The sequence below is a fragment of the Streptomyces sp. NPDC090445 genome (genome assembly GCF_044769385.1).
Taxonomy (GTDB): Bacteria; Actinomycetota; Actinomycetes; order Streptomycetales; family Streptomycetaceae; genus Streptomyces.
In genome coordinates, this window is the sequence record NZ_JBIVXV010000004.1 from 157,436 (window position 1) to 181,767 (window position 24,332).

At 74.5% G+C, this 24,332-nt stretch carries 18 protein-coding genes; 11 read left to right on the forward strand and 7 right to left on the reverse strand.

Translation table 11 applies throughout. The features are described 5' to 3' along the window. Positions 1–2 precede the first annotated feature (2 nt). Positions 3–986 carry an alpha/beta fold hydrolase gene (locus ACIQUT_RS11580; protein WP_403561888.1) on the reverse strand — a complete coding sequence of 328 codons (984 nt, stop codon included), beginning with the start codon at positions 984–986 and terminating at the stop codon, positions 3–5. A 68-nt stretch (positions 987–1,054) separates the two neighbouring features. Here ACIQUT_RS11580 and ACIQUT_RS11585 point away from each other — a divergent pair, with 68 nt between their 5' ends. Further along, the gene (locus tag ACIQUT_RS11585; RefSeq protein WP_385684242.1) at positions 1,055–1,357 is read left to right on the forward strand and encodes an ArsR/SmtB family transcription factor; all 303 of its coding nucleotides are present in this window, start codon (positions 1,055–1,057) and stop codon (positions 1,355–1,357) included. A gap of 43 nt (positions 1,358–1,400) precedes the next feature. Further along, positions 1,401–3,917: a DNA helicase PcrA gene (gene pcrA, locus ACIQUT_RS11590; protein ID WP_403561890.1), complete on the forward strand. Its 2,517-nt coding sequence runs from the start codon at positions 1,401–1,403 to the stop codon at positions 3,915–3,917. Between the two features lie 159 nt (positions 3,918–4,076). On the opposite strand, the gene ACIQUT_RS11595 is transcribed toward pcrA, so the two are convergent. Both ACIQUT_RS11595 and ACIQUT_RS11600 read right to left on the reverse strand, forming a co-directional pair. After that, positions 4,077–5,603, reverse strand: a complete 1,527-nt coding sequence (locus ACIQUT_RS11595) for a M23 family metallopeptidase (RefSeq protein WP_403561892.1) — start codon at positions 5,601–5,603, stop codon at positions 4,077–4,079. Between the two features lie 220 nt (positions 5,604–5,823). Beyond that, positions 5,824–6,618 (reverse strand): esterase/lipase family protein, encoded by a 795-nt coding sequence (locus ACIQUT_RS11600; RefSeq protein ID WP_403561894.1) that lies wholly within the window; start codon positions 6,616–6,618, stop codon positions 5,824–5,826. 221 nt (positions 6,619–6,839) lie between these two features. On the opposite strand from ACIQUT_RS11600, the gene ACIQUT_RS11605 reads away from it, so the two are divergent. Further along, complete coding sequence (locus ACIQUT_RS11605) at positions 6,840–7,241, forward strand: cobalamin B12-binding domain-containing protein (protein WP_403561896.1); 402 nt, start codon at positions 6,840–6,842, stop codon at positions 7,239–7,241. A 260-nt stretch (positions 7,242–7,501) separates the two neighbouring features. On the opposite strand, the gene ACIQUT_RS11610 is transcribed toward ACIQUT_RS11605, so the two are convergent. Both ACIQUT_RS11610 and ACIQUT_RS11615 read right to left on the reverse strand, forming a co-directional pair. Then, entirely contained in the window at positions 7,502–9,082 is a 1,581-nt protein-coding gene (locus ACIQUT_RS11610; RefSeq protein WP_403561898.1) for a DUF5691 domain-containing protein, read from the reverse strand. A 240-nt stretch (positions 9,083–9,322) separates the two neighbouring features. After that, a complete protein-coding gene (locus tag ACIQUT_RS11615) occupies positions 9,323–10,669 on the reverse strand; it encodes an SWIM zinc finger family protein (protein WP_403561900.1) in 1,347 nt (448 codons plus the stop codon). Between the two features lie 135 nt (positions 10,670–10,804). Here ACIQUT_RS11615 and ACIQUT_RS11620 point away from each other — a divergent pair, with 135 nt between their 5' ends. The 5 genes from ACIQUT_RS11620 (at position 10,805) to sucD (ending at position 17,998) form a co-directional block, all read left to right on the forward strand. Beyond that, entirely contained in the window at positions 10,805–11,911 is a 1,107-nt protein-coding gene (locus ACIQUT_RS11620; RefSeq protein WP_403561902.1) for an AAA family ATPase, read from the forward strand. Continuing rightward, a complete protein-coding gene (locus ACIQUT_RS11625) occupies positions 11,908–14,238 on the forward strand; it encodes a DUF5682 family protein (RefSeq protein ID WP_403561904.1) in 2,331 nt (776 codons plus the stop codon). Before ACIQUT_RS11620 ends, ACIQUT_RS11625 begins: the two co-directional genes overlap by 4 nt. A gap of 212 nt (positions 14,239–14,450) precedes the next feature. After that, positions 14,451–15,641, forward strand: a complete 1,191-nt coding sequence (locus ACIQUT_RS11630; RefSeq protein ID WP_403561906.1) for a vWA domain-containing protein — start codon at positions 14,451–14,453, stop codon at positions 15,639–15,641. Between the two features lie 261 nt (positions 15,642–15,902). Then, entirely contained in the window at positions 15,903–17,084 is a 1,182-nt protein-coding gene (gene sucC, locus ACIQUT_RS11635; RefSeq protein WP_403561908.1) for an ADP-forming succinate--CoA ligase subunit beta, read from the forward strand. A 23-nt stretch (positions 17,085–17,107) separates the two neighbouring features. Continuing rightward, positions 17,108–17,998 carry a succinate--CoA ligase subunit alpha gene (sucD, locus tag ACIQUT_RS11640; protein WP_179173509.1) on the forward strand — a complete coding sequence of 297 codons (891 nt, stop codon included), beginning with the start codon at positions 17,108–17,110 and terminating at the stop codon, positions 17,996–17,998. A gap of 93 nt (positions 17,999–18,091) precedes the next feature. Here sucD and ACIQUT_RS11645 read toward each other — a convergent pair whose 3' ends face one another. Further along, positions 18,092–19,093: a helix-turn-helix domain-containing protein gene (locus tag ACIQUT_RS11645; RefSeq protein ID WP_403561910.1), complete on the reverse strand. Its 1,002-nt coding sequence runs from the start codon at positions 19,091–19,093 to the stop codon at positions 18,092–18,094. Positions 19,094–19,201: 108 nt separating this feature from the next. On the opposite strand from ACIQUT_RS11645, the gene ACIQUT_RS11650 reads away from it, so the two are divergent. Then, positions 19,202–20,950, forward strand: coding sequence for a DUF6350 family protein (locus ACIQUT_RS11650; protein ID WP_403561912.1), 1,749 nt, complete (start codon positions 19,202–19,204; stop codon positions 20,948–20,950). A gap of 140 nt (positions 20,951–21,090) precedes the next feature. Here ACIQUT_RS11650 and ACIQUT_RS11655 read toward each other — a convergent pair whose 3' ends face one another. Beyond that, entirely contained in the window at positions 21,091–21,768 is a 678-nt protein-coding gene (locus tag ACIQUT_RS11655; RefSeq protein WP_403561914.1) for a hypothetical protein, read from the reverse strand. A gap of 315 nt (positions 21,769–22,083) precedes the next feature. Between ACIQUT_RS11655 and purN the strand changes: the two genes are divergently transcribed. Then, positions 22,084–22,707: a phosphoribosylglycinamide formyltransferase gene (purN, locus tag ACIQUT_RS11660; RefSeq protein WP_403561916.1), complete on the forward strand. Its 624-nt coding sequence runs from the start codon at positions 22,084–22,086 to the stop codon at positions 22,705–22,707. Beyond that, positions 22,704–24,284 carry a bifunctional phosphoribosylaminoimidazolecarboxamide formyltransferase/IMP cyclohydrolase gene (gene purH / locus ACIQUT_RS11665; RefSeq protein ID WP_403561918.1) on the forward strand — a complete coding sequence of 527 codons (1,581 nt, stop codon included), beginning with the start codon at positions 22,704–22,706 and terminating at the stop codon, positions 24,282–24,284. Before purN ends, purH begins: the two co-directional genes overlap by 4 nt. Positions 24,285–24,332 lie beyond the last annotated feature (48 nt).

Genomic DNA, 24,332 nt, shown 5'->3' on the forward strand with positions numbered 1-24,332 from the left:
GCTCAGCCCAGGAAGCGGGTCAGCTCCTCCACGACCGCCTGCGGGTTTTCCTCCGGGAGGTAGTGCCCGCTGTCGTCGATGCGGACGACGCGGGTGTCGGTGCCGAGTGCCGGGACGTCCGCCACGAGGCTCCGGTGGTTGCTGTGCTCGCCGCCGAGGGCGAGGAGCGGGGCGGTCACCGGGGCGTACGTCGCCAGGTCGGCGATGTCCTGCCGGAAGGCGCGGTACCAGTCGTTTCCGGCGCGGATCGCCTCCGGGGTGTCGTAGGCGCGGGCGTACACGGCGCGGGCGTGCTCGTCGATGTCCTCCCGGCGGGTGGTCATGGCGCCGAAGAGCCAGTCCAGCAGGATGCGGGAGCGGCCGGCGAGCAGCTGCTCGGGCAGGCCGTGGACCTGGTTGAACGCGAACCACCACAGGTGCCTGAGGTCCTCGCGGGGCAGCAGTGGCATCGCGGCCCAGCCCTCGTGGGGGTGGGCGACGTCCAGGAGGGCGACCTTCCGGGTCGCCTCGGGGTGGTTGGCGGCGAACGCGTACGCCACCATCGCGCCGATGTCGTGGCCGACGACGTGGGCGGACGCGATGCCGAGCCGGCCCAGCAGCCCGTGGACGTCGCGGGCCAGCGTCTTCTTGTCGTAGCCGCCCTCCGGCTTGGCGGAGCCGCCCATGCCGCGCAGGTCGACGGCGATCACGCGGTACCGGCGGGCCAGGTCCGGGAGCACCTTCCGCCACTGCCACCAGGTCTGCGGCCAGCCGCCGAGCAGCACCAGGGGCGCGCCGGCGGGGTCGCCGCCCTCGACGTAGTGCAGGCGGATGCCGCCGACGTCGGCGTGGCGGCTGGTGAAGCCGCCGTCCAGGGAGGCGGCGAGGGCGGCGTCGTCGAGCGGGGCGGTGCGGGCGGCGTCGTCGAGCGGGGCGGTGCCGGGCATGGGGGTGTCCTCCGTGGGCAGGCGGGATCCAGCGATCGTTCGAAGATCTCGTACAGTCATGGCTGCGACTGTACGAGATCTCCGAACTGTCGCGCAATGGCCGTACGAGATCTGCGTACAGTGAGGGCATGGCCGCCGCTGCAGAGCTGACCCACCCCGACGCCGACAGCCTCGAACTCGCCGAGGTCCTCGCGGCCCTCGGGCACCCCGTCCGGCTGGAGATCGTCCGCAGGCTCTCCTCCGGCGAGGAGGCCTACTGCGGCGAGGTCGTCCCCGATCTGCCCAGGTCGAGCGTCACGCACCACCTCAAGACGCTGCGCGAGAGCGGCGTCATCTGCCAGCGCCCCCAGGGCCGCCGCCTCTACCTCGTCCTGCGCCGAGAGGACCTGGAGCGGCGCTTCCCCGGCCTGTTGGCGCTCGTCACAGGCTGATCAGGCCCCGGGTGTCCTTGCGGGCCCCTAGACTCGGAAGGCGATGAGCAGCCTCTTTGACGACAGCTTCCTGGCGGACCTCACCCCCTCCGACGAGGTCCCGCCGCCGCCCGAGGAGTACGAGGACGGGCCCGCCCCGGAGCCGGGCGCGGACGACCTCTTCGAGGGCCGCTTCGACGCGCCCATGAGCGGCGACGCCTACTACCGCGACGGCACGCCGAAGCCGGTCATCGACCCGGCGGCGCTCCTGGACGGGCTGAACGAGCAGCAGCGCGCGGCCGTGGTGCACGCGGACTCCCCGCTGCTGATCGTGGCCGGCGCCGGCTCGGGCAAGACCCGCGTGCTGACCCACCGCATCGGCCACCTGCTGGCCGCCCGCGGCGTCCACCCCGGCCAGATCCTGGCAATCACCTTCACCAACAAGGCCGCCGCCGAGATGAAGGAGCGCGTCGAGAACCTGGTCGGCCCGCGCGCCGGCGCCATGTGGGTGTCGACCTTCCACAGTGCGTGCGTGCGCATCCTGCGCCGCGAGTCCAAGCGGCTCGGCTTCACCTCGTCCTTCTCGATCTACGACGCCGCCGACTCCAAGCGCCTCATGGCGCTGGTCTGCCGCGACCTGGACCTGGACCCGAAGAAGTTCCCGCCGAAGTCCTTCAACGCCAAGATCTCGAACCTCAAGAACGAGCTCATCGACGAGGACGCCTTCGCCGCCCAGGCAGCCGACGGGTTCGAGAAGACCCTCGCCCAGGCGTACGCCCTGTACCAGGGGCGGCTGCGCGAGGCCAACGCGCTCGACTTCGACGACATCATCATGACCACCGTCCACCTGCTCCAGGCGTTCCCGGACGTCGCCGAGCACTACCGGCGGCGCTTCCGGCACGTCCTCGTCGACGAGTACCAGGACACCAACCACGCCCAGTACACGCTGGTGCGCGAGCTCGTCGGCCCCGGCGGGCCGGACCTGCCGCCGGCCGAGCTGTGCGTGGTGGGCGACGCCGACCAGTCGATCTACGCCTTCCGCGGCGCGACGATCCGCAACATCCTCCAGTTCGAGGAGGACTACAAGGACGCGACGACGATCCTGCTGGAGCAGAACTACCGCTCCACCCAGACGATCCTCTCCGCCGCCAACGCGGTCATCGAGCGCAACGAGAACCGCCGCGCCAAGAACCTGTGGACCGACGCCGGCTCCGGCGCCGTGATCACCGGCTACGTCGCCGACACGGAGCACGACGAGGCCCAGTTCGTCGCCGACGAGATCGACCGCCTCACCGACGCCGGCCGGGCGAAGGCGGGAGACGTCGCGATCTTCTACCGGACCAACGCCCAGTCGCGTGTGTTCGAAGAGGTCTTCATCCGCGTCGGCCTGCCCTACAAAGTCGTCGGCGGGGTCCGCTTCTACGAGCGCAAGGAGGTCCGCGACATCCTCGCGTACCTGCGCGTCCTCGCGAACCCGGAGGACAACGTCCCGCTGCGCCGCATCCTGAACGTGCCCAAGCGCGGCATCGGCGAGCGGGCGGAAGCGATGGTCGACGCGCTCGCCCTGCGCGAGAAGATCACCTTCCCGCAGGCGCTGCGGCGCGTGGACGAGGCGTACGGCATGGCCGCCCGCTCCACCAACGCCGTGAAGCGGTTCAACGTGCTCATGGAGGAGCTGCGCACGATCGCCGAGTCCGGCGCGGGCCCGGCGGTGGTGCTGGAGGCGGTACTGGAACGCACCGGCTACCTCGCCGAGCTCCAGGCCTCGACCGACCCGCAGGACGAGACGCGGATCGAGAACCTCCAGGAACTCGCGGCCGTCGCATTGGAATTCGAGCAGGCGCGCGGGGAGGACACCGCGACATCAGCGCCTGGCGGCGCGGGCGGCACCCTCGCCGAATTCCTGGAGCAGGTCGCGCTCGTCGCCGACTCCGACCAGATCCCCGACGAGGACACCGAGGGGTCGGGCGTCATCACCCTGATGACCCTGCACACCGCCAAGGGCCTCGAATTCCCGGTGGTCTTCCTGACCGGCATGGAGGACGGCGTCTTCCCGCACATGCGGGCACTCGGCCAGACCAAGGAGCTGGAGGAGGAGCGGCGCCTCGCCTACGTCGGCATCACGCGGGCCCGCGAGCGCCTCTACCTCACCCGCTCCTCGATGCGCAGCGCCTGGGGCACGCCCTCGTACAACCCGCCGTCGCGGTTCCTGGAGGAGATTCCGACGCAGTACCTGGAGTGGAAGCGCACGGGCGCCGCGCAGAAGCCGGCCGGCCCGATGCGGGGCTCCGGCTCCGGCTCCGGCTACGGGTCGGGCAAGGCCTCGTTCGGCACCTCCCCGGAGGCCTTCCTGTCCTCCTCCCGTACGCGGTCGGGGCCGTCCGGGTTCGCGACGCGCCGGGCCGCCGACAAGCCGGTCGCGGCGCTGGCGATCGGGGACCGGGTCACGCACGACCAGTTCGGGCTGGGCACGGTCCTGCAGGTCACGGGGGCCGGGTCGGACGCGCAGGCGACCATCGACTTCGGGGACGGCAAGCCGAAGCGGCTGCTGCTGCGCTACGCGCCGGTGCAGAAGCTGTAGCGGGCGTCAGGCCCCGCGGGCACCAGGCCCGCGGGGCCTGACGTGCGTACGGGGCCGTGCGTACGGAACGCGGGCGTGCGGGGCCGGGTTGCGGGTGCTCGGGGCGTCGCCGGTCGGCGCAGGACGCCGTTCGGCTCAGGGCTCAGTTCGGCGCAGGGCTCAGTTCGGGTTGAGGCCGTGGCTGCGCAGCCAGGCCGCGGGGTCGATCGCGGACCCGCCGCCGGGCCGGACCTCGAAGTGGAGGTGCGGGCCGGTGGAGTTGCCCGAGTTGCCCGAGTACGCGATGACGTCGCCGGCCTTGACCTTGCCGGACCGGATCTTGGTGCTGCCCAGGTGGCAGTACCAGGTCTCGGTGCCGTCGGGGGACGTCACTATCGCCATGTTGCCGTAGGCGCTGTTCCACTGGGTGCGCACGGTCCCGTCGGTGGCCGCCATGACCGGCGTGCCGTAGCCGACCGGGAAGTCGATGCCGGTGTGCACGGACATCCACATGCCGCCGGCCTGGCCGAAGCTGGCGCTCAGGCCGCGCTGCGCCACGGGGATCGCGAACTTGGGGCGGGCCGCCTCCTTGGCCGCCTCTTCGGCCAGCTTCCGCTTGCGCTCCTCGTCCTGGCGCTGGCGCAGGTCGATGCGCTCCTGGGTGCGGCTCGCGCGGTCCGCGAAGTCGCCCGCATCGGCGCTGAGCGCCTCCAGCTGGGTGTCGAGCTTGCTGTTGGCGGCCACGGGCTTGACCGACGCCGGGTCGGGCGCGGCCACCGTCGTGGTCTCCTCGGCGGGCTTCTCGCCGCCGGTGAGGCCGCCGACGGAGGCGGCCGCGACACCGGCGATGCCCATCACGCAGGCCGAGGGAACGGCCACCGTCAGCAGGGCGGAACGCTTCGCCGGGGTGCGGCGGCGGCTGTTGCCGGAAGGGTGCGGGGCCTTGGCGCCGGCGCGGCGCGAGGCGCGCGACCCGGACGACGGGCCGGCCGGGGAAGCCGCGGGCGTGATGGGCATGGCCTGGGTGGGCATGTCGTGCACCGGGCCGGCGAGGAGGCCGAGGTCCGACTCCGCATCGAGATCCAGGTCCAGATCCAGGTCCAGGTCCTCGTGGTCCGCTTCCGGGGCGGGGTCGGCGGCCTCGTCGACGAGGGCCTCGAAGACGGCCGTCTCGGTGTACGCGTCGGCGGCGACGGCGGCGGCAGGCTCCTGGTACTCGTACGCCTGCTGCGACTGAGCCTGCGACTGCTCGAAGTCGAACGAGAACGCCTGGGTCTGCTGCTGGTCCAGCGGAACCGCGTTCCAGGCGGTGGCGTCGTACGCGCCGGTCTCGGTGCCGGTGGTGCCGTAGCCCGGCGTCGCCCACTGGCCGGTCTGCTCGTAGCCGAACGCGGTGGCGGTGGACTGGTAGTCGGGAGTCTGCGCCGTCCAGGCGGTCGTGTCCCACTGGCCGGTTCCCGCGTTGTTGTCCACGGGGGCGCCCTGGGCCGGGACGGTCGACAGGTAGCCGTCCTGGGGGTAACTCGGCTGCGGAGCCCAGGCGGTGGTGTCGTACGAGCCGGTGTCGTACGTGCCGTACGAGGTGTAGGCGTACCCCTGGCCCTGCGTTTCGTAGGAAGCGTAGGACGAATCGCCGCCGAAGGTGGTGGTGGAGAGGCCGTCGTACCCGGACTCGGGATACAGGCCCGACGAGGGGCGGTCGTTCACCAACTTCTCTTTCGCCTCGGCAGTGGGGGCCTGGGTGGCCAGGGATCGGGGGTTCCCTGGGGAGAGCAGTGGCGTGACTGTACCCGGCGGTCACTGGCCACGACAATCTTCGGCGGGCTCCAAGCTGAGCGGAACCGGGCATTCGGCCGTGTTTCGGTCGCCTTCATGCACAGCCTTGGCCTTGAGTTCGAAATTCGTTCGACTCCGGTCCGGTGTGGGTTCACGCGACGGAGGCGGTGTCCTCCGGGGGTTCGACGGCCGCCGGGCCGGGCCCGTCGAGGGCGCGCAGGACGGCTGCCGCGACGGCCGGATGGGCCGCCAGCGCAAGATGCCCGACGCCCGTGACCTGGATGTTCTCGGCGCGCAGGTCCGGGTGCTCGATGCGCGCCGTCCCGGGCGGGTCCATCAGCTCGTCGAACTCGGTCCAGAACGCCACGCATCGGGTACGGCAGCCGGGCGCGGGCGCGCGCAGCTCGGCGATGACCGCGGAGTCCGGGCGGATCTGGCGGACCAGGGGGTGCGCGTCCATGAACGGCGCGATCCGCGTACCGGAATGCGGCGTGCCGAGCGTGACGAGGGTGCCGACACGGGCATCGCCGCCGAGGCACTGGACGTAGTACCGGCCCACGAGCCCGCCCAGACTGTGGCCGACCAGGTCGATCCGGTCCCGGCCGGTGCGCTCGCAGAGCTCCTCGACCCGCCGGGCCAGACTGCGGGCGGCGACCCGCAGATCGAGGGTGAGCGGCGAATAGTTGTGCGCCTCCACCCGCCGGCCGCCGCCGGCGAGGGCGCGGCGCAGCAGGACGAAGACGGACCGGTTGTCGCTGAACCCGTGCAGCAGCAGCACGGGCGGCCGGGCCCCGGACGGGGCGTCCCCGTCCGCGGGCCGCTCCTGCCGGACCCCGGTCGGGTAGTGCAGCAGATGGGCGCCGAACAGGATCGCCTCCAGCACCCCGGCCCGCAGCGCGGCGCCCGAGACCGGCGCTGATCCGTATACGGGTATGGACAGCCCCATCGACGGCCTCCCCTGGCCTCCCCATGACCGTGAACGGGACTGCGGCCGGCCGCGCCGCCGTGCCGTGCGGCTGCCGGTACGGTGGCGCGGCGATCCGGTGCGGTGCGGCTCCTGGCGGTGAATCACGCCGTCCCACGTGTGATTTCCCCCTCGTGCTTGACCGTGAAACGGGGGCGTGCGCGATGCTGTACTTAACGTTCGTTCACTCAGGAGGCAGTGCGATGGGTGTGACCGGTCCGATCCGTGTGGTGGTGGCCAAGCCGGGTCTCGACGGCCACGACCGCGGCGCGAAGGTGATCGCCCGCGCCCTGCGGGACGCCGGCATGGAGGTCATCTACACGGGCCTGCACCAGACCCCCGAGCAGATCGTGGACACCGCGATCCAGGAGGACGCCGACGCGATCGGCCTGTCGATCCTGTCCGGCGCGCACAACACGCTGTTCGTGCGCGTCCTGGAACTCCTCAAGGAGCGCGAGGCCGAGGACATCAAGGTGTTCGGCGGCGGCATCATCCCGGAGGACGACATCGCCCCCCTCAAGGAGAAGGGCGTGGCCGAAATCTTCACCCCGGGCGCCACGACGACCTCCATCGTCGACTGGGTCCGAGAAAACATCCGCCGCTGACGCCCCCGGCCGAATCCACCCCCGCCAAACCCACCCCCGCCAAACTCAGCCCCGCCAACCCCAGCCTCGCCGGCGTTTGAGGCGCGGGGGTGCGGGGGCGGAGCCCCCTCGGAAGCGGCGCCGCACCGGCACGCCTGCCCCGCCGAAACCAGCCCCGCCGGCGTTTGAGGCGCGGGGTGCGGGGCGGCGCCCCGAAGCGGCGGCGCGCCGGGGCATGGCGGGAGCCACCCGGCGGCGGAACCCCCGGCCGGAGGGGGCCGTCAGGCGGGTGGGGCCGGATCCAGCTCGGAGAGCATGGCGGCCCGCAACCGCAGCGTGGCGACGAGCCGCTGGAACGCCTCGGCCCAGTACGCCGCCGCCCCGGCAGCCCCGTCCTCGGGATACTCCGCGGCGGCGGTGAGCGCCTCCAGCCGGCCGGCCTCCGCAGGATCCAGGCAGCGCTCGGCCAGCCCCATCACCCCGCTGAAGCTCCACGGGTAGCTGCCCGCCTCCCGGGCGGTGTCCAGCGCGTCGATCACGGCCCGGCCGAGCGGCCCCGCCCACGGCACCACGCACACGCCGAGCAGCTGGAACGCCTCCGACAGCCCGTGCGCCCGGATGAACCGTGCGACCCAGTCGGCCCGTTCCCCGTCCGGCAGGACCGACAGCAGTTTGGCCCGCTCCGCGAGCGACGCGGTCCCCGGCGCGGTCGCGGGCGGTGCGGACGCCGCGCCGAGCAGGGCTCGGGACCATTCCGCGTCCCGCTGCCGCACGGCCGCCCGGCACCATGCCGCGTGCAGTTCCTCCCGCCAGCTCTCGCCGTCGGCCACGGGCAGTGCCACGATCCGCTCCGGGTCGAGCCCCCCGAAGCGTTCCCGCCAGCAGGACAGCGGTGCCGCCTCCACGAGCTGGCCGAGCCACCAGGCCCGTTCCCCGCGCCCGGCGGGGGGCCGTTTCGCCACTCCGTCGCGCAGCATCCCCGCATCGCATTCGGCCGGCGGGACCACACCTTCCGGTCCCACGCAGGCCACGGCCCGCCGTGCCATCCGCCCGGCCAGCGCCGAGCCGGGCAGCGCGGACAGGAGTTCGGCCGCCGTGGCCCGGACGTTGCGGCTCCGGTCGCCCAGGGCCGCCTCCAGGAACGGCTCGTCCTGCTCCGACAGCCCGACCCGCAGGGAGTCGAGGAACATCAGCCGGTCCTCGGCCCGCTCGGTGGTCCAGGTGCCGGACAGCAGCCGTACGGCCGCGGCCGGCTCGTGGGCCCGTACGGCCCCGAGCAGTGCGACCCGCTCCGCGAACAGCCCTTCCTGCCACAGCCGCTCCACCGCGGCCTCGTCCTCGGGGTGGGGCAGGGCTCCGCCGCCCGCCCCGCCGCGCAGGGCGAACCGCCATTCGGGGTTGAGGCGGGCGAGCCACAGTCCGCGCGGTCCGGCGAGGGCCACGGCCTGCGGGCGCAGGTCGGTACGGGCCCGGGCGGCATCGAGCAGGGCCGGCAGCAGCGCCGCCGGCGCCCGGTAGCCGTGGTGTCCGGCGGCTGCCAGCCACTGCGGCAGCAGTTCGGTCAGGTCCGGGGCGGCCCCCCGCCGCCCGCCGCTGCTGCCCGTGCCGGTCCGCCCGGCGAGCAGCTGGGCGAGCCGCCGCCGGGCCGCTCCGGGCGGCTCCGGCCGCGGGTCGGCCGGAGCCGGCTCCGGCCGCGGGCCCGCCTCGGCGGGCCGGAGCCCGGCGCGGCGGCGCACGGTCTGCACGGCCGCCGCGTCGAGCAGGGCCGCCGGATCGCCCTGTCGCCGCTCGGTGCCCAGGAGCGCGGCGCCGACCAGCTCCTCCCACTCCCCGCACCCCGTGTACTCGGCCGTGGTGGCCATCGGGTCCCTCCCTCTCGGTGCTGTTCCGTGCTCCGGTCCCGTCCCCTGTGCGGGACCGGAGCCGCTGTCGTTCCCTGTGCCCGGCCCTTCAGCTGGCGTGGTTGTCGTTCATGGCAAGCCCCCCGGCTTCTCTCTCGTTCACGTGGACGCCCCCGCGTCCGCGTGCCCCTCCTCGGCCGGCGCCCCCGCGCCGCCCGTCCTGCGTCCCCCTGGCCCCTGACCGGCGGCGGCCCGGTCCGGTCAGACCAGGGCCACCGGCTCCGGGCAGCCCGGCTGCCAGGCCGTCAGGGGGGTGAATCCGCGGTGGCCGCATTCGCCGAACACCGTCAGCGGCCCCCCGCCGGACAGTGCGGCGAGCTGCCACAGGCCCGACCGGGACCGGCTGCCCGCCCCGGACAGCGGGACCGGCAGCGCGGCGGCGCCCTCCGCGTCGGCCAGCTGCCAGCCGAGCTCTCCCGGTATCGGGACCACCGGGCCCAGCACGACCGGCCACGACTCCAGCCACGGGTCCTCCCGCAGCGCAGCCCCGTACGCCTCCAGTGCCGCCCCGGTACCGATCCCGGCCGGGACCCGGTGGCACGGCGCGGCCGGGGCCGACCTCTCCCCGAGGTCCGCCCGCAGCCCTGCCGAGCCGGGACGGAAGCGTGCTTCCGCCTCCACCGCCAGGCCGACCGGCAGCGCGAGCGCCGGCGGCCGCCCGGGCGGCCCGAAGTCCAGGACCAGGGCCGGGCGCCCGCTCTCCAGCCCGCGCAGCCATATCCGGCGGGTGGTGAGCCGGCCGTCCGGCGACACCGAGTCGTACTGGGACAGCACCAGCCAGCGGTCCCGTACGGCCTCCCCCTCCGCGGCGGCGTTCGGGAGCCCCACCCTGCTCCGTACCGTCGCGGCGAGCGGCTCCGGCAGGCCTGCCACACCGAGCCAGCCCCGGTTCAGCAGGTGCAGCAGCGCGCCCTCCTCCAGCATCCGGGCGGGCCAGCCGGCGCCGCAACCGGGTATCGTCCCCAACTCCCTCACGCGCGCCGCCAGTCCGGGCGCCTGTGCGTCGACCATGCGGGCCGCGGTCTCCTCCCAGGGCGCGTATCCGGACTGTTCCTGGCCGGCGAGTCCGCCGCGGACCAGGTCGGCGAGCCGCTGCTCCAGCTCCGCGACACCCGCGCCGATCCGGGCCGCCCTCCGTTCGGCCCGGCGGCGCGCCGCCTCCGGGTCGGCCGGTCCGGCGGCCGCGGCCGCCGGCCGGGCGGCCTTCGCGGCCCTCCCGGCCAGCCAGGAGCCGGCCCACTCCGGCGCCTCGGCGGGCTCGCCGAAGCCTTCGGCGGCCCACAGGAGCAGCAGTCCCAGTGCGTGCTTGCACGGGAACTTCCGGCTCGGGCAGGAGCACTTGTAGGCAGGGCCGGCGAGGTCGACGACCGTCCGGTACGGCGTGGCGCCGCTGCCCTTGCACAACCCCCACACCGCACCGGAAGCGGAACCTCCGGTCTCAGACCAGGGGCCCGCCCCGCCCAGCTTGACCCCGGCCTTGTGCGACGCGGCGTCAGGAGCCAGGGCCAGTACCTGTTCCGCTGTCCAGCGGACCTGCTGATCGGTCATGGGAACCACCGTAGGGACCCCCACTGACAATCGCCCTGACCTGCAACGACGTTATCGGCAGGGCCCGTTGTCAGTGGCGTGGTGCACCGTGGACAACAGCAGTCGGGAGCGGCTGCCGAGCATCGGAGGGGGACCATGACCACGCACGGGAACGGCACCGGCGCCGAGGCGCTGCGACCGCACGCCGAGGACGCCTTCGCACACGAACTGAAAGCCCTGGCAGCCGCCGACGACCGGCCGCGCCCGGCCCGCTGGAAGCTCTCCCCGTGGGCCGTCGCCACCTACCTCCTGGGCGGCACGCTCGACGACGGCACCGTCATCACACCCAAGTACGTCGGCCCGCGCCGCATCGTCGAGGTCGCCGTCACCACCCTCGCCACCGACCGCGCCCTGCTGCTGCTCGGCGTCCCCGGCACCGCCAAGACCTGGGTCTCCGAGCACCTCGCCGCCGCCGTCAGCGGGGACTCCACCCTGCTCGTCCAGGGCACCGCCGGAACCCCCGAGGAGGCCGTCCGCTACGGCTGGGACTACGCCCGCCTCCTCGCCCACGGGCCCAGCCGCGAGGCGCTCGTACCGAGCCCGGTCATGCGGGCCATGGCCGAGGGGTCGACCGCCCGCGTCGAGGAGCTCACCCGCATCCCGGCCGACGTCCAGGACTCCCTCATCACCATCCTGTCCGAGAAGACGCTGCCGATACCGGAGCTCGGCCAGGAGGTGCAGGCCGTGCGCGGCTTCAACCTCATCGCCACCGCCAACGACCGCGACCGCGGCGTCAACGAGCTGTCCAGCGCGCTGCGCCGCCGCTTCAACACCGTCGTGCTGCCGCTGCCCGCCTCCGCCGACGCCGAGGTCGACATCGTCGCCCGCCGCGTCGACCAGCTGGGCCGCTCCCTCGACCTGCCGGCCCCGCCCGAGGGCCTGGACGAGATCCGCCGCGTCGTCACCGTCTTCCGCGAGCTGCGCGACGGCGTCACCGACGACGGCCGCACGAAGGTCAAGTCGCCGAGCGGCACCCTGTCCACCGCCGAGGCCATCTCGGTCGTCACCCACGGCCTGGCACTCGCCGCCCACTTCGGCGACGGCGTGCTGCGCCCGTCCGACGTGGCCGCCGGGATCCTCGGCGCGGTCGTCCGCGACCCGGCCGCCGACCGGGTGGTCTGGCAGGAGTACCTGGAGGCCGTGGTGCGCGAGCGGGACGGCTGGAAGGACTTCTACCGCGCCTGCCGGGAGGTGACGGCATGAGCCCGGCGGCGCCCGCGCGGGGGCCGCTGCTGCTGGGGGTGCGCCACCACGGGCCCGGCTCGGCCCGCGCCGTGCGGGCCGCCCTGGACGCGGCCCGCCCGGCGGCCGTCCTGATCGAGGGCCCGCCGGAGGGCGACGCACTGCTCCCGCTCGCCGCCGACCCCGCGATGCGGCCGCCCGTGGCGCTCCTCGCGCACGCCGCCGACGACCCGGGCCGGGCCGCGTTCTGGCCGCTGGCCGAGTTCTCCCCGGAGTGGGCGGCCATCCGCTGGGCCCAGCAGCAGCCCGACCCGGTCCCGGTCCGCTTCATCGACCTGCCCGCCGCGCACACCCTGGCCCGACGGCCGCAGGGGGAGGGAGAAGGGGAGGAGGAGGGGGCCGGTGCGGGCGCGCCCGGCGCGGTACGGCCCGACCCGCTCGCCGTACTGGCCGAGACCGCCGGGTACGACGACCCCGAGCGCTGGTGGGAGGACGCCGTCGAACACCGCGGCGCGGGCCCGGGGGCGGCCCCGCGGGACCCGGCGGCCGCGTTCGAGGCGCTCGGCGAGGCCATGGCCGCGCTGCGGGAGACGTACGCGGACCGCGAGGACCCCCGCGACCTGGTGCGCGAGGCCCACATGCGGCAGCGGATGCGGGCCGCCCGCCGCGAGTTCGGCGACTCCTACGCCGTGGTGTGCGGCGCCTGGCACGTCCCGGCGCTGCGCGCCCGGACCACGGCGGCGGCCGACAGGAAGCTGCTGACCGGGCTGCCCCGGACCAAGGTGGAGACGACCTGGGTGCCCTGGACGCACCGGCGGCTCGCCCGGGCCGGCGGGTACGGCGCGGGCATCGCCTCCCCGGGCTGGTACGCGCACCTCTTCGCCGCCCGGGACCGGCCGGTCGAACGCTGGCTGACCAAAGTGGCCGGACTGCTCCGCGAGGAGGACCGGCAGGTCTCCACGGCGCACGTCATCGAGGCGGTCCGGCTCGCGGAGACCCTGGCCGCGGTGCGCGGGCGGCCGCTGCCCGGGCTGGCCGAGACCCTGGAGGCGGTCCGCGCCGTGATGTGCGACGGCTCCGACGTGCCGCTCGCGCTCGTCGAGGACCGCCTGGTCGTCGGCGACGTGCTCGGCCGGGTCCCGGACGGCGCGCCCGCCGTACCGCTCCAGCGGGACCTGACCCGGCAGCAGCGCTCGCTGCGCCTCAAGGCCGAGGCCCCCGAGCGCGAGCTGGAGCTCGACCTGCGCAAGGACACCGACGCGGCCCGGTCCCTGCTGCTGCACCGGCTGCGGCTGCTCGGCATCGACTGGGGCAGGCCCACCGCCTCCCGGGCCGGTACGGGCACCTTCCGGGAGACCTGGCGGCTGCGCTGGGAGCCGGAGCTGTCGGTGCGGGTGGCCGAGGCCGGGATCTGGGGCACCACCGTCCTCGCGGCGGCCACCGCCAAGGCGGAGGCGGACGCGGCCGCGGCGGGGGAGCTCGGCGAGGTCACGGCGCTGGCCGAGCGCTGCCTGCTGGCGGGGCTGTCCGAGGCGCTGCCCGCGGTCCTGCGGGCCCTCGCCGACCTGGCCGCGCTGGACACGGACGCGGCGCGGCTCGCCAAGGCCCTGCCGGCCCTGGCCCGCTCACTGCGGTACGGGGACGTCCGGGGCACCGACGCCTCGGCGCTGGGCGCGGTGGCGCGCGGGCTCGCGGAGCGGATCTGCGTGGCGCTGCCGCCCGCCTGCGCCGCCGGCCTGGACGCCGACGCGGCGGCGGAGCTGCGGGACCACGTGGACGCGGTGCACGGGGCGGTCGGGCTGCTGGAGGACGACGGCCTGCGCGAGCGCTGGTCTGCGGTGCTGAGGACGCTGGCGGGCCGCGAGTCGGTCCCCGGGCTGATCCGCGGGCGGGCGGCCCGGCTGCTGCTCGACGAGGGCCGGCTGCCGGCCGGGGAGACGGCACGGCTGATGGGGCTCGCCCTGTCGCCGGCGGCCGCCCCGGCCGACGCGGCCGGCTGGATCGACGGCTTCGCCGGGGGCGGCGCGGGCGGCGGCACGCTGCTGGTCCACGACGACCGGCTGCTCGGGCTGATCGACGCCTGGCTGGTCTCGGTGCCCGCGGAGGCGTTCACCGGCGTGCTGCCGCTGCTGCGGCGGACCTTCGGTGCGTACGAGCCGGGCGTCCGCCGGACCCTCGGCGAACTGGCCCGCCGCGGGCCGGGGGCCCGGCCGGGGGCCGCCGCCCCGGGCGCGGCTCCCGAGGGCTTCGCCCCCGAGCTGGACCCGGCCCGCGCGGACGCCGTCGTGGACCTGGTCCGCCTCCTCCTCACGGCAGCCGGCACGGGAGCCGCCGCCGCGGGCCCGTGACGGGCCGGGCCCCGGGCGGGGGCGGCACCCCGTACCCGGAGCCCCGTGCACGGCCCGGGCGTGTGCCCGGCGCGGAGGGGGCCGCGGCGAAGGGCGCCGGGGCGGTCGGATGGGCGGGGCGACGGGGCGGCAGAGCGGTCGGATGGGGCCGGGCGTGGTGGGTCGGGGGCGAGGGGCGCCGCCGAGGACGAGGACAGGAAGGGGACGGACGGATGAGCGGGACGGGGAACGCGGTGGCGGTGGACGGTGCGGCGGGGGAGGCGGAGCGGCTGCGGCGGTGGCGCCTGGTGCTCGGCGGGGGCGAGGCGGACGGCACCGGTTGCACCCTGACCGGCCGGGACGCCGGGATGGACGCGGCGCTCGGCGCGCTCTACGGCGGCGGCGGGGCGGGCAGCGGCTCGCGCCGGGCGGCCGGCGGGGAGCGGTCCGCCGGGCTCGGCGGCTCCGCGCCCTCGGTGGCGCGCTGGCTCGGCGACATCCGCACGTACTTCCCCGGCACGGTCGTCCAGGTCATGCAGCGCGACGCCATCGAGCGGCTCGGCCTGTCCGCGCTGCTGCTGGAGCCGGAGATGCTGGAGGCCGTCGAACCGGACGTGCACCTCGTCGGCACCCTGCTCTCCCTCAACAAGGCGATGCCCGAGACGACCCGGGAGACGGCCCGGGCGGTGGTCCGCAAGGTCGTCGAGCAGCTGGAGCGGAAGCTGGCCGCGCGGACCAGGGCCACCGTCGCCGGCGCCCTCGACCGGTCCGCGCGGACCAGCCGGCCCCGGCACGCCGACATCGACTGGAACCGGACCATCCGGGCGAACCTGAAGAACTACCTGCCCGAGTACCGCACCGTCGTCCCCGAGCGGCTGATCGGGTACGGCCGCGCGGCCCGGTCGGTGAAGAAGGAGGTGGTCCTCTGCATCGACCAGTCGGGCTCGATGGCGGCCTCCGTCGTCTACGCCTCCGTCTTCGGGGCGGTGCTGGCCTCGATGCGTTCGATCGCGACCCGGCTCGTCGTCTTCGACACCGCCGTGGTCGACCTGACGGATCAGCTCGACGACCCGGTGGACGTCCTGTTCGGGACCCAGCTCGGCGGCGGCACCGACATCAACCGCGCCCTCGCCTACTGCCAGTCGAAGATCACCCGACCTGCCGACACGGTCGTCGTCCTGATCAGTGATCTCTACGAGGGCGGCATACGCAACGAGATGCTGCGGCGGGTCGCGGCGATGAAGGCGGCGGGGACCGAGTTCGTGGCCCTGCTGGCCCTGTCCGACGAGGGCGCTCCCGCCTACGACCGGGAGCACGCCGCGGCCCTGGCGGCCCTGGGCGTCCCGGCCTTCGCCTGCACCCCCGACCTCTTCCCGGACGTCATGGCGGCGGCGCTGGAGAAGCGGCCCCTGCCGGTGCCCTGACCGGGTCCGGGCGGACATCGTCGTATCGCACGAATTTCCGGCTCGGTCGTGAGCAGATCTGTGACAGGTATCACCGTTCAGGTGTGATCTGCGATTTAGGGTCGCAGGTGTCCCGGGGATAACCTGCCGGACGGACATGCCGCGTCCACGGTCACCGTGTGCGCATCCCCTGTGACAGCGCCGTCACGTTGCCCTCCGCGGCACGCCCACGCAGACAACCGCGAATCACTGCGAATCTTTGAAGACAAGGGACGGACGCGCGTGGACCTGTTCGAGTACCAGGCGAGGGACCTCTTCGCCAAGCACGGTGTACCGGTGCTGGCCGGTGAGGTGATCGACACGCCTGAGGCGGCTCGCGAGGCCACCGAGCGGCTGGGCGGCAAGTCTGTCGTCAAGGCGCAGGTGAAGGTCGGTGGCCGCGGCAAGGCCGGCGGCGTCAAGCTGGCCGCCACCCCGGACGAGGCCGTCGCCCGCGCGACGGACATCCTGGGTATGGACATCAAGGGCCACACGGTCCACAAGGTGATGATCGCGGAGACCGCTCCGGAGATCGTCGAGGAGTACTACGTCTCCTACCTCCTGGACCGCACCAACCGCACCTTCCTGGCCATGGCCTCGGTCGCCGGCGGCATGGACATCGAGGAGGTCGCCGCGACGACCCCCGAGAAGCTCGCCAAGGTCCCGGTCAACGCCAACGAGGGCGTTTCCATCGAGAAGGCCCGCGAGATCGTCGCGCTGGCGCAGTTCCCGGCCGACGTCGCCGAGAAGGTGGCCGAGGTCCTGGTCACCCTGTGGGACACCTTCGTCGCCGAGGACGCGCTCCTCGTCGAGGTCAACCCCCTTGCCAAGGTCGTGTCCGGCGACGTCATCGCCCTCGACGGCAAGGTCTCCCTGGACGAGAACGCCGAGTTCCGTCAGCCGTCCCACGAGGAGCTCGTGGACAAGGCCGCAGCCAACCCGCTGGAGGCCGCGGCCAAGGAGAAGGGCCTCAACTACGTCAAGCTCGACGGCGAGGTCGGCATCATCGGCAACGGCGCGGGTCTCGTCATGAGCACCCTGGACGTCGTCGCCTACGCCGGTGAGAACCACGGCGGCGTCAAGCCCGCCAACTTCCTGGACATCGGTGGCGGCGCGTCCGCCGAGGTCATGGCGAACGGCCTGGAGATCATCCTGGGCGACTCGGACGTCAAGTCCGTCTTCGTCAACGTCTTCGGTGGCATCACCGCCTGCGACGAGGTCGCCAAGGGCATCGTCCAGGCCCTCGAGCTGCTCGAGAAGAAGGGCGAGAAGGTCGAGAAGCCGCTCGTCGTCCGCCTCGACGGCAACAACGCCGAGCTGGGTCGCAAGATCCTCTCGGACGCGAACCACCCGCTGGTCCAGCGCGTGGACACCATGGACGGCGCGGCCGACAAGGCCGCCGAGCTCGCTGCGGCTGCGAAGTAAAGGGACGAGGTCACAGACTCACCATGGCTATCTTCCTCAACAAGGACAGCAAGGTCATCGTCCAGGGCATGACCGGTGCCACGGGCATGAAGCACACCAAGCTGATGCTCGCCGACGGCACGAACATCGTCGGTGGCGTGAACCCGCGCAAGGCCGGCACCACCGTCGACTTCGACGGCACCGAGGTCCCGGTCTTCGGCTCGGTCGCCGAGGCGATGGAGAAGACGGGCGCCAACGTCTCCGTCCTCTTCGTCCCGCCGGCGTTCGCCAAGGCCGCCGTCGTCGAGGCCATCGACGCCGAGATCCCGCTGGCCGTCGTCATCACCGAGGGCATCGCGGTGCACGACTCCGCCGCCTTCTGGGCGTACGCGACCGCCAAGGGCAACAAGACCCGCATCATCGGCCCGAACTGCCCGGGTCTGATCACCCCCGGCCAGTCCAACGCCGGCATCATCCCGGGCGACATCACCAAGCCCGGCAAGATCGGTCTCGTGTCCAAGTCCGGCACGCTGACCTACCAGATGATGTACGAGCTGCGCGACATCGGCTTCACCTCCGCCGTCGGCATCGGTGGCGACCCGGTCATCGGCACCACGCACATCGACGCCCTGGAGGCCTTCGAGGCCGACCCGGAGACCGAGCTGATCGTCATGATCGGCGAGATCGGCGGCGACGCCGAGGAGCGTGCGGCGGACTTCATCGCGAAGAACGTCACCAAGCCGGTCGTCGGCTACGTCGCGGGCTTCACCGCCCCCGAGGGCAAGACCATGGGCCACGCCGGCGCCATCGTCTCCGGCTCCTCCGGCACCGCGCAGGCCAAGAAGGAGGCCCTCGAGGCCGCCGGCGTCAAGGTCGGCAAGACGCCGACCGAGACCGCGAAGCTGGCCCGCGAGATCCTGAACGGCGCGAAGTAACCGCTGCCGCTGTCCGGGTGACATGCGTACGGGCGTGGCCCGCATCCCTGAAGGGGTGCGGGCCACGCCCGTTTCCGCGCCTCGCCCGGTGCCTCACTCGGCGCGCGGGGCGAGCCGGGCGGGCCCGGCGGCCGGGTCGGCGCGCAGCTTGTCGTGGAGCTGCAGGTTCTCCTCGGTGAGCTGCTGGGGCCCGCTGAGCGGGGGCACCCCGGACACGCTGACGCCGGGCGCGACCGGGGCCTCGTACCGGGTGGGCGCGGTCGCCAGGGTGTAGGAGGTGGCTACGGCGATCATCGCGGTCACGCCGACGACCGCCTGCGTCCAGCGCCGGGTGCGGTGCTCGGCGGCGCGGCGGACGGCGGCCGGGGGGCGCGGCACCAGCGGCACGGGCGGTTCCAGGGCGCCGAGCCGCTGCTCCAGCAGGGCGAGCCGCTCCTCGGGGGGTGCGCCGGCCAGTTCGGGGACGCGGGCGGCGAGCTCGTCGTGGGCGTTCAGGAGTCGGATGCCGGCGGCGGGGGTGCTGGCCTCGGTCTCGGCGGCGGTGTCGGGGAGGTCGAGGCCGGCGCCGTGGTACAGCAGGACGGTGCGGCGGTGGGTCGGGGACAGGTCCAGCAGGGCGTCCCTCAGGATCCGGTCGGCCGGGTCGGCCGGGTCGGCCGGGTCGGTCAGGTCGGCGGCGGCCGGGTCCAGGCCCGGGTCCGGGTCCAGGTCCGGGTCCAGGTCCGGATCGGGGGCTTCCTGGACGCCGCGGCGGAACCGGTGCCAGGGGGAGAGGGCGTACTCGTACGCGGCCGCGCGCACCCACCCGGCCGGGTCGGGATCGGTGGCGACCTCGGGCCAGCGCGCCCAGGCCTGCTGGAACGCCCGCTCCACGGCCTCCAGGGCGAGGAAGCGGAGCCCGGTCAGCAGGTAGGTCTGCCGGACGAGCCCGGGGGCGGCCGCCCGGTAGAGCGCGTCGAACGCCCCGCGGGGGCCCGGCTCGGCAGCCGCGTCCGGTCCGGCAACGCGGGACGAGGGACCCCGGTCTGACGGGGTGTCCGCCGGAGGCGGGGTCAGGAGGCCGGTGTGCTCCGGCTCCTCGGCGCTTTCTGTCATGCCACACTCCCGGCGATGCCAATAAAGTACATAGTCATATCTTTATCGACACAACGGACATTCGCCTATTAACCGCACATATCGCGTGTCGTTGTGCACCATGGCCGGGTGACCCAATTGACCGGACGCGGGGCCCCGTTGCGTCCCGGCCCCCGCCACGCCGCGGCCCGGAGGCGCCGCCGCTCGCCCGAGGCCGCCGCCTGCGTGCTGGGCGGAGCCCTGGCCGCCGGGCTGGGGCTCGGCTTCCTCGCCGTGCTCGTCATCGTGCTGTGGATCAGCTCCCCGTACCCCGACAGCGGACCCGGCGGGGCCCTGCACCTCGCCGCCGGCCTGTGGCTCCTCGCCCACGGCACCGAACTGGTCCGCTACGACACCCTGTCGGGCGTGCCCGCCCCCGTCGGGGTGACCCCGCTGCTGCTCATCGTGATGCCGGCGCTCCTCATGCGCCGCGCCGGCCGCCTCGGCAGCGCCTCCGGCGACGCGGTCGCCGACACCGGGGGCGCCGACGCCGGCGGCGGGAACGGCGGCGGTGTGAGCGGCGGCCACGGCGGCGAGCCGGACGGCGGACTGCCCGCGAGCGCCGTCTTCTCCGCGGTGCTCTGCGGATACCTTTCCGTCGGCTCCTTCGCCACCGCCTACGCGGCCGACGGCCCGATGCCCGCCGACCCGCTCAGCGCCGCCTGGCACGTCCCGCTCGTCGCGGTGCTCGCCGCGGGCGCCGGGGTGTGGGCGGCCAGGGGCCGCCCGGTCGGACCGCTGCCGCCCCGCGTCCCCGCGGCCGTGCGCAGGGCCGTCGCACGCCCCCGTTACCCGGTCGCGCTGCGCGCCGGGGCGGCCGGGGCCCTCACCCTGACCGGAGGGGGCGCGCTGCTGGTCGGCCTCTCGCTGGCCTGGCACGGCCCGGAGGTCGAGGACGGGTTCCTGGCACTGACCGACGTGTGGTCGGGCCGGTTCGCGGTCCTGCTCCTCACGCTCGCGCTGCTCCCGAACGCGATGGTGTGGGGCGCCGCCTACGCCCTCGGGCCCGGGTTCTCCCTGGGCGGCGGCGTGAACGCCACCCCGCTCGGCTTCGCCGGATCGCCCGCACTGCCGGACTTCCCGCTGCTGGCGGCGCTGCCGCCGCAGGGGCCGGGAACCCTGCTGACCTGCGCGACCGCGGTGGTTCCGGTGGCGGCCGGGCTGATGGTCGGCTGGTTCGCGGTACGCCGGCCGCGCGAGGTCTCGTACGGGGAGACGGCCCTGACGGCGGCGCTCGGGGCGCTGGTGTGCGGGCTGGCGGCGGCCGGGCTGGCGGCGGCCTCGGGCGGCCCGCTGGGCTCGGGCGAACTCGCGCACTTCGGGCCGGTGTGGTGGGCGACGGGCGCGGCGGCCTTCGCCTGGACGCTGCTGCCCGCGGTGCCGCTGGCGGTGTCGGTGCACGCCTGGCGGATGCGGCCGGTCCGGCGGGCGGAGCCCGCGGCGGACGACGCATGGCACGCAACCGGGGTGCGGGAGATCCGCCGGGAGCCGCTGCGGAAGGCCGGGGGCACCCTGGTCCCCGACCTCTCCCAGGACCCGGCCCGGCCGGCACCCCCCACGGAGCCGGCCCGCCCCGCGCTCGACACCCCGGCGCCGCCCGCGCCCGCACGGGTACCCGATCGGGATCCGGGTGCGGCCAAACGGCCCCGGCCGGTCACGCTCGTGACGGGGCTCCAGCCGGACCTGGCCCGGCTCGCGGTCCCGGTCCGCCGCACGGCCGCCACGGCTGCGCCCGCCGCCACGGCCGCGACCGCCGCGACCGCCGCGTCCGCGCAGGCTGTCGTGGTGCCGCCTGTGGCGGGGGCCCGGGTGCTGGCCCGCCGGAGGCCGCCGGTCTGACCGGCCGCGCTCCGGCGGCAGTCCGGTCGTGACACCGCGGGCCGGTGGGGGCTGGTCGCGCAGTTCCCCGCGCCCCTGCGGGGCGCGACCGGGTCCGCGTCGCGTGGTTCCCCGCGCCCCCTGCGGGGTGCGGGGGCCGGTCAGGGGCGGACCTTGAGGATCTCGCCGAGGGCGTTGTCCGGCAGCAGCGTGTTGCACTGCAGCTCCGCCCTCTTCGTCAGGGCGTCGTCGCGGCAGATGTAGAAGTCCTTGTACGCGAGCTGCACCCCGTACGAGCTCAGCGCCAGCAGGATCGCCAGCGTGGCCGTGATCAGCCCGCTGACCGCCGCCGCCCGCTGGGGGCCCGCCGCGGGGCCCAGGGCGGCGAGTCCGCTCCCGGCGGCCGCCTGCTCCGGGTTCGCGCCGCCGGCCGCGGCCCCCTGCAGGGTTCCGGCGGAGCCCGTCAGGGCTCCCGCGGCGGTCGCGTCCGGCCGGGCCGGCGCGGGCCGGCCGCGCAGGCCGCTGATCCCCCAGTACACGGCGAGTGCGCCGAGCAGCAGTCCGACCGACGGGATCCCGAAGATCCCGAAGAAGAAGCCCCACATGCCGGCGAGCAGCGCGTAGCGGGCGCGCCGCTGGACCGGGTCCGTCGGGTCCCAGCGCGCCGGCCCGCCCGGCCCGCCCGGCCCGCCGGACTGGCCGGGCCCGGATCCCGGGTTCTGGCCGGGGCCGCCGTCGCCGCCGCGACGCGGTTGCCACGGCTGGTCGGGCCGGCCCTCCGGGGGAGCCGCGAAGGGGTTGTCGTCGGTGGAGGAGTCGGGCTGGCGGCGGTCCGGCATCGAGTGCGTTACTTCCCCTGTGTCGTGGACGCCGGCCGCGTCCGGCCGAGGCCGGGGCGGCGGTGTCGCATATGCGGCGCGGGTGGTCGTGCGAGGTGTGTCGGGGGGTTGCGCGGCCCCCCTCGCACCGCGCGGTTCGCGGCTTGTATGCCAGACGCTACCCCTCGGCCGTCCCCCCGTCCCGTGGGGGCTGTCCCGTGTGCCGGTATCGTTGCGTGCGGTCGGTGGCTTCGTAGGGTCCCCCGTAAAACAGGGCATCGAAGTTTTGTATGACCGCACAAGACGAACGACGATCTCCGTGAGAAAGGGCCTCCCATGGCCGCCTCCCGCCTGGTCGTGCTGGTCTCCGGTTCCGGCACCAACCTCCAGGCCCTGCTCGACGCCATCGACGCCCATCCCGGCGGAGCCGAGGGCTTCGGGGCCGAAGTCGTCGCCGTGGGGGCCGACCGCGACGGCATCGCCGGCCTCGAACGGGCCGAGAAGGCCGGGATCCCCACCTTCGTGTGCCCGGTCAAGGCCCACCCGAGCCGCGCCGAATGGGACGTCGCGCTGACCGAGGCGACCGACGCGTACGCGCCGGACCTCGTCGTCTCCGCCGGGTTCATGAAGATCCTGGGCAAGGCGTTCCTCGACCGCTTCGGCGGTCGCATCGTCAACACCCATCCCGCCCTCCTCCCCGCCTTCGCCGGAGCCCACGGCGTCCGGGACGCCCTCGCGTACGGCGTGAAGGTCACCGGCTGCACGGTCCACTTCGTGGACGCAGGCGTGGACACCGGACCGATCATCGCCCAGGGTGTGGTCGAGGTCGGGGACGAGGACGACGAAGCCGCTCTCCATGAGCGCATCAAGGAAGTCGAGCGCCAGCTGCTCGTCGATGTCGTGGGGCGCCTGGCCCGGCACGGCTACCGCATTGAGGGACGAAAGGTAACAATCCAGTGACCGCCGCAGAGCGCAGCACCACCTCGTCGAAGCGACCGATCCGGCGCGCCCTCGTCAGCGTCTACGACAAGACGGGACTGGAGGAGCTGGCCCGCGGTCTGCACGAGGCGGGTGTCTCCCTCGTCTCGACCGGCTCCACCGCCTCCCGGATCGCCGACGCCGGCGTGCCCGTCACCAAGGTCGAGGAGCTGACCGGGTTCCCCGAGTGCCTCGACGGCCGCGTCAAGACCCTGCACCCGCGCGTCCACGCCGGCATCCTCGCCGACCTGCGCCTCGACAGCCACCGCGAGCAGCTCGCCGAGCTGGGCGTCGAGCCGTTCGACCTGGTGGTCGTCAACCTCTACCCGTTCCGGGAGACCGTCGCCTCGGGCGCCACCCCGGACGAGTGCGTCGAGCAGATCGACATCGGCGGCCCGTCCATGGTGCGCGCCGCCGCGAAGAACCACCCGTCCGTCGCCGTCGTCACCAGCCCGGCCCGGTACGCCGACGTCCTCGCGGCCGCCCGGGCCGGCGGCTTCGACCTCGACGCCCGCAAGCGGCTGGCGGCCGAGGCCTTCCAGCACACCGCGGCGTACGACGTCGCCGTCGCCTCCTGGTTCACCGGCTCGTACGCCCCGGAGCCGGAGGCGGCGCTGCCCGAGTTCCTGGCCGGCGCCTGGGACCGCAAGGCCGTCCTGCGCTACGGCGAGAACCCGCACCAGGCCGCGGCCCTCTACTCCGACGGGCAGCCGGGCGGGCTCGCCAATGCCGAGCAGCTGCACGGCAAGGAGATGTCCTTCAACAACTACGTGGACACCGAGGCCGCCCGCCGGGCTGCCTACGACCACGACGAGCCCTGCGTCGCGATCATCAAGCACGCCAACCCGTGCGGCATCGCCGTCGGCGCGGACGTCGCCGAGGCGCACCGCAAGGCCCACGCCTGCGACCCGCTGTCGGCCTTCGGCGGCGTCATCGCCGTCAACCGCCCGGTGACCGTCCGGCTCGCCGAGCAGGTCGCGGAGATCTTCACCGAGGTCATCGCCGCCCCCGCCTACGAGGAGGGCGCGGTCGCGATCCTGGCCAAGAAGAAGAACATCCGCGTGCTGCGCGTCGACGGCAGCCCGCACCAGCCCGGCGACCTCAAGCCGATCTCGGGCGGCGCGGTGCTCCAGCAGAGCGACGTGTTCCAGGCCGAGGGCGACGACCCGAAGAACTGGACGCTGGCCACCGGCGAGGCCCTCGCCGCGGAGGAGCTCGCCGAGCTCGCCTTCGCGTGGAAGGCCTGCCGGGCCGTGAAGTCCAATGCGATCCTGCTCGCGAAGGACGGCGCCTCGGTGGGTGTCGGCATGGGCCAGGTCAACCGCGTGGACTCCGCGAAGCTGGCCGTCGAGCGGGCCGGCGCCGAGCGCGCGCAGGGCTCGTACGCCGCGTCCGACGCCTTCTTCCCGTTCCCGGACGGGCTGGAGATCCTGACCGCGGCGGGCGTCAAGGCCGTGGTCCAGCCGGGCGGTTCGGTCCGTGACGAGCAGGTCGTCGAGGCCGCCGAGGCGGCGGGCGTGACCATGTACTTCACCGGCACCCGCCACTTCTTCCACTGAGCCGCACCCGCTCCCTCCGGCACCGGAGGGAGCGGGCCCGGCAGACGG

Excerpts from the sequence above, each read along its gene's own strand:
- sucD (WP_179173509.1), top strand. The coding sequence starts at position 17,108 with ATGGCTATCTTCCTCAACAAGGACAGCAAGGTCATCGTCCAGGGCATG.
- ACIQUT_RS11605 (WP_403561896.1), top strand. The coding sequence starts at position 6,840 with ATGGGTGTGACCGGTCCGATCCGTGTGGTGGTGGCCAAGCCGGGTCTC.
- ACIQUT_RS11625 (WP_403561904.1), top strand. The coding sequence starts at position 11,908 with ATGAGCCCGGCGGCGCCCGCGCGGGGGCCGCTGCTGCTGGGGGTGCGC.
- ACIQUT_RS11580 (WP_403561888.1), bottom strand. The coding sequence starts at position 986 with ATGACTGTACGAGATCTTCGAACGATCGCTGGATCCCGCCTGCCCACG.
- ACIQUT_RS11610 (WP_403561898.1), bottom strand. The coding sequence starts at position 9,082 with ATGGCCACCACGGCCGAGTACACGGGGTGCGGGGAGTGGGAGGAGCTG.
- purN (WP_403561916.1), top strand. The coding sequence starts at position 22,084 with ATGGCCGCCTCCCGCCTGGTCGTGCTGGTCTCCGGTTCCGGCACCAAC.
- ACIQUT_RS11615 (WP_403561900.1), bottom strand. The coding sequence starts at position 10,669 with ATGACCGATCAGCAGGTCCGCTGGACAGCGGAACAGGTACTGGCCCTG.
- ACIQUT_RS11655 (WP_403561914.1), bottom strand. The coding sequence starts at position 21,768 with ATGCCGGACCGCCGCCAGCCCGACTCCTCCACCGACGACAACCCCTTC.
- ACIQUT_RS11600 (WP_403561894.1), bottom strand. The coding sequence starts at position 6,618 with ATGGGGCTGTCCATACCCGTATACGGATCAGCGCCGGTCTCGGGCGCC.
- ACIQUT_RS11630 (WP_403561906.1), top strand. The coding sequence starts at position 14,451 with ATGAGCGGGACGGGGAACGCGGTGGCGGTGGACGGTGCGGCGGGGGAG.
- ACIQUT_RS11620 (WP_403561902.1), top strand. The coding sequence starts at position 10,805 with ATGACCACGCACGGGAACGGCACCGGCGCCGAGGCGCTGCGACCGCAC.
- ACIQUT_RS11645 (WP_403561910.1), bottom strand. The coding sequence starts at position 19,093 with ATGACAGAAAGCGCCGAGGAGCCGGAGCACACCGGCCTCCTGACCCCG.
- pcrA (WP_403561890.1), top strand. The coding sequence starts at position 1,401 with ATGAGCAGCCTCTTTGACGACAGCTTCCTGGCGGACCTCACCCCCTCC.
- ACIQUT_RS11585 (WP_385684242.1), top strand. The coding sequence starts at position 1,055 with ATGGCCGCCGCTGCAGAGCTGACCCACCCCGACGCCGACAGCCTCGAA.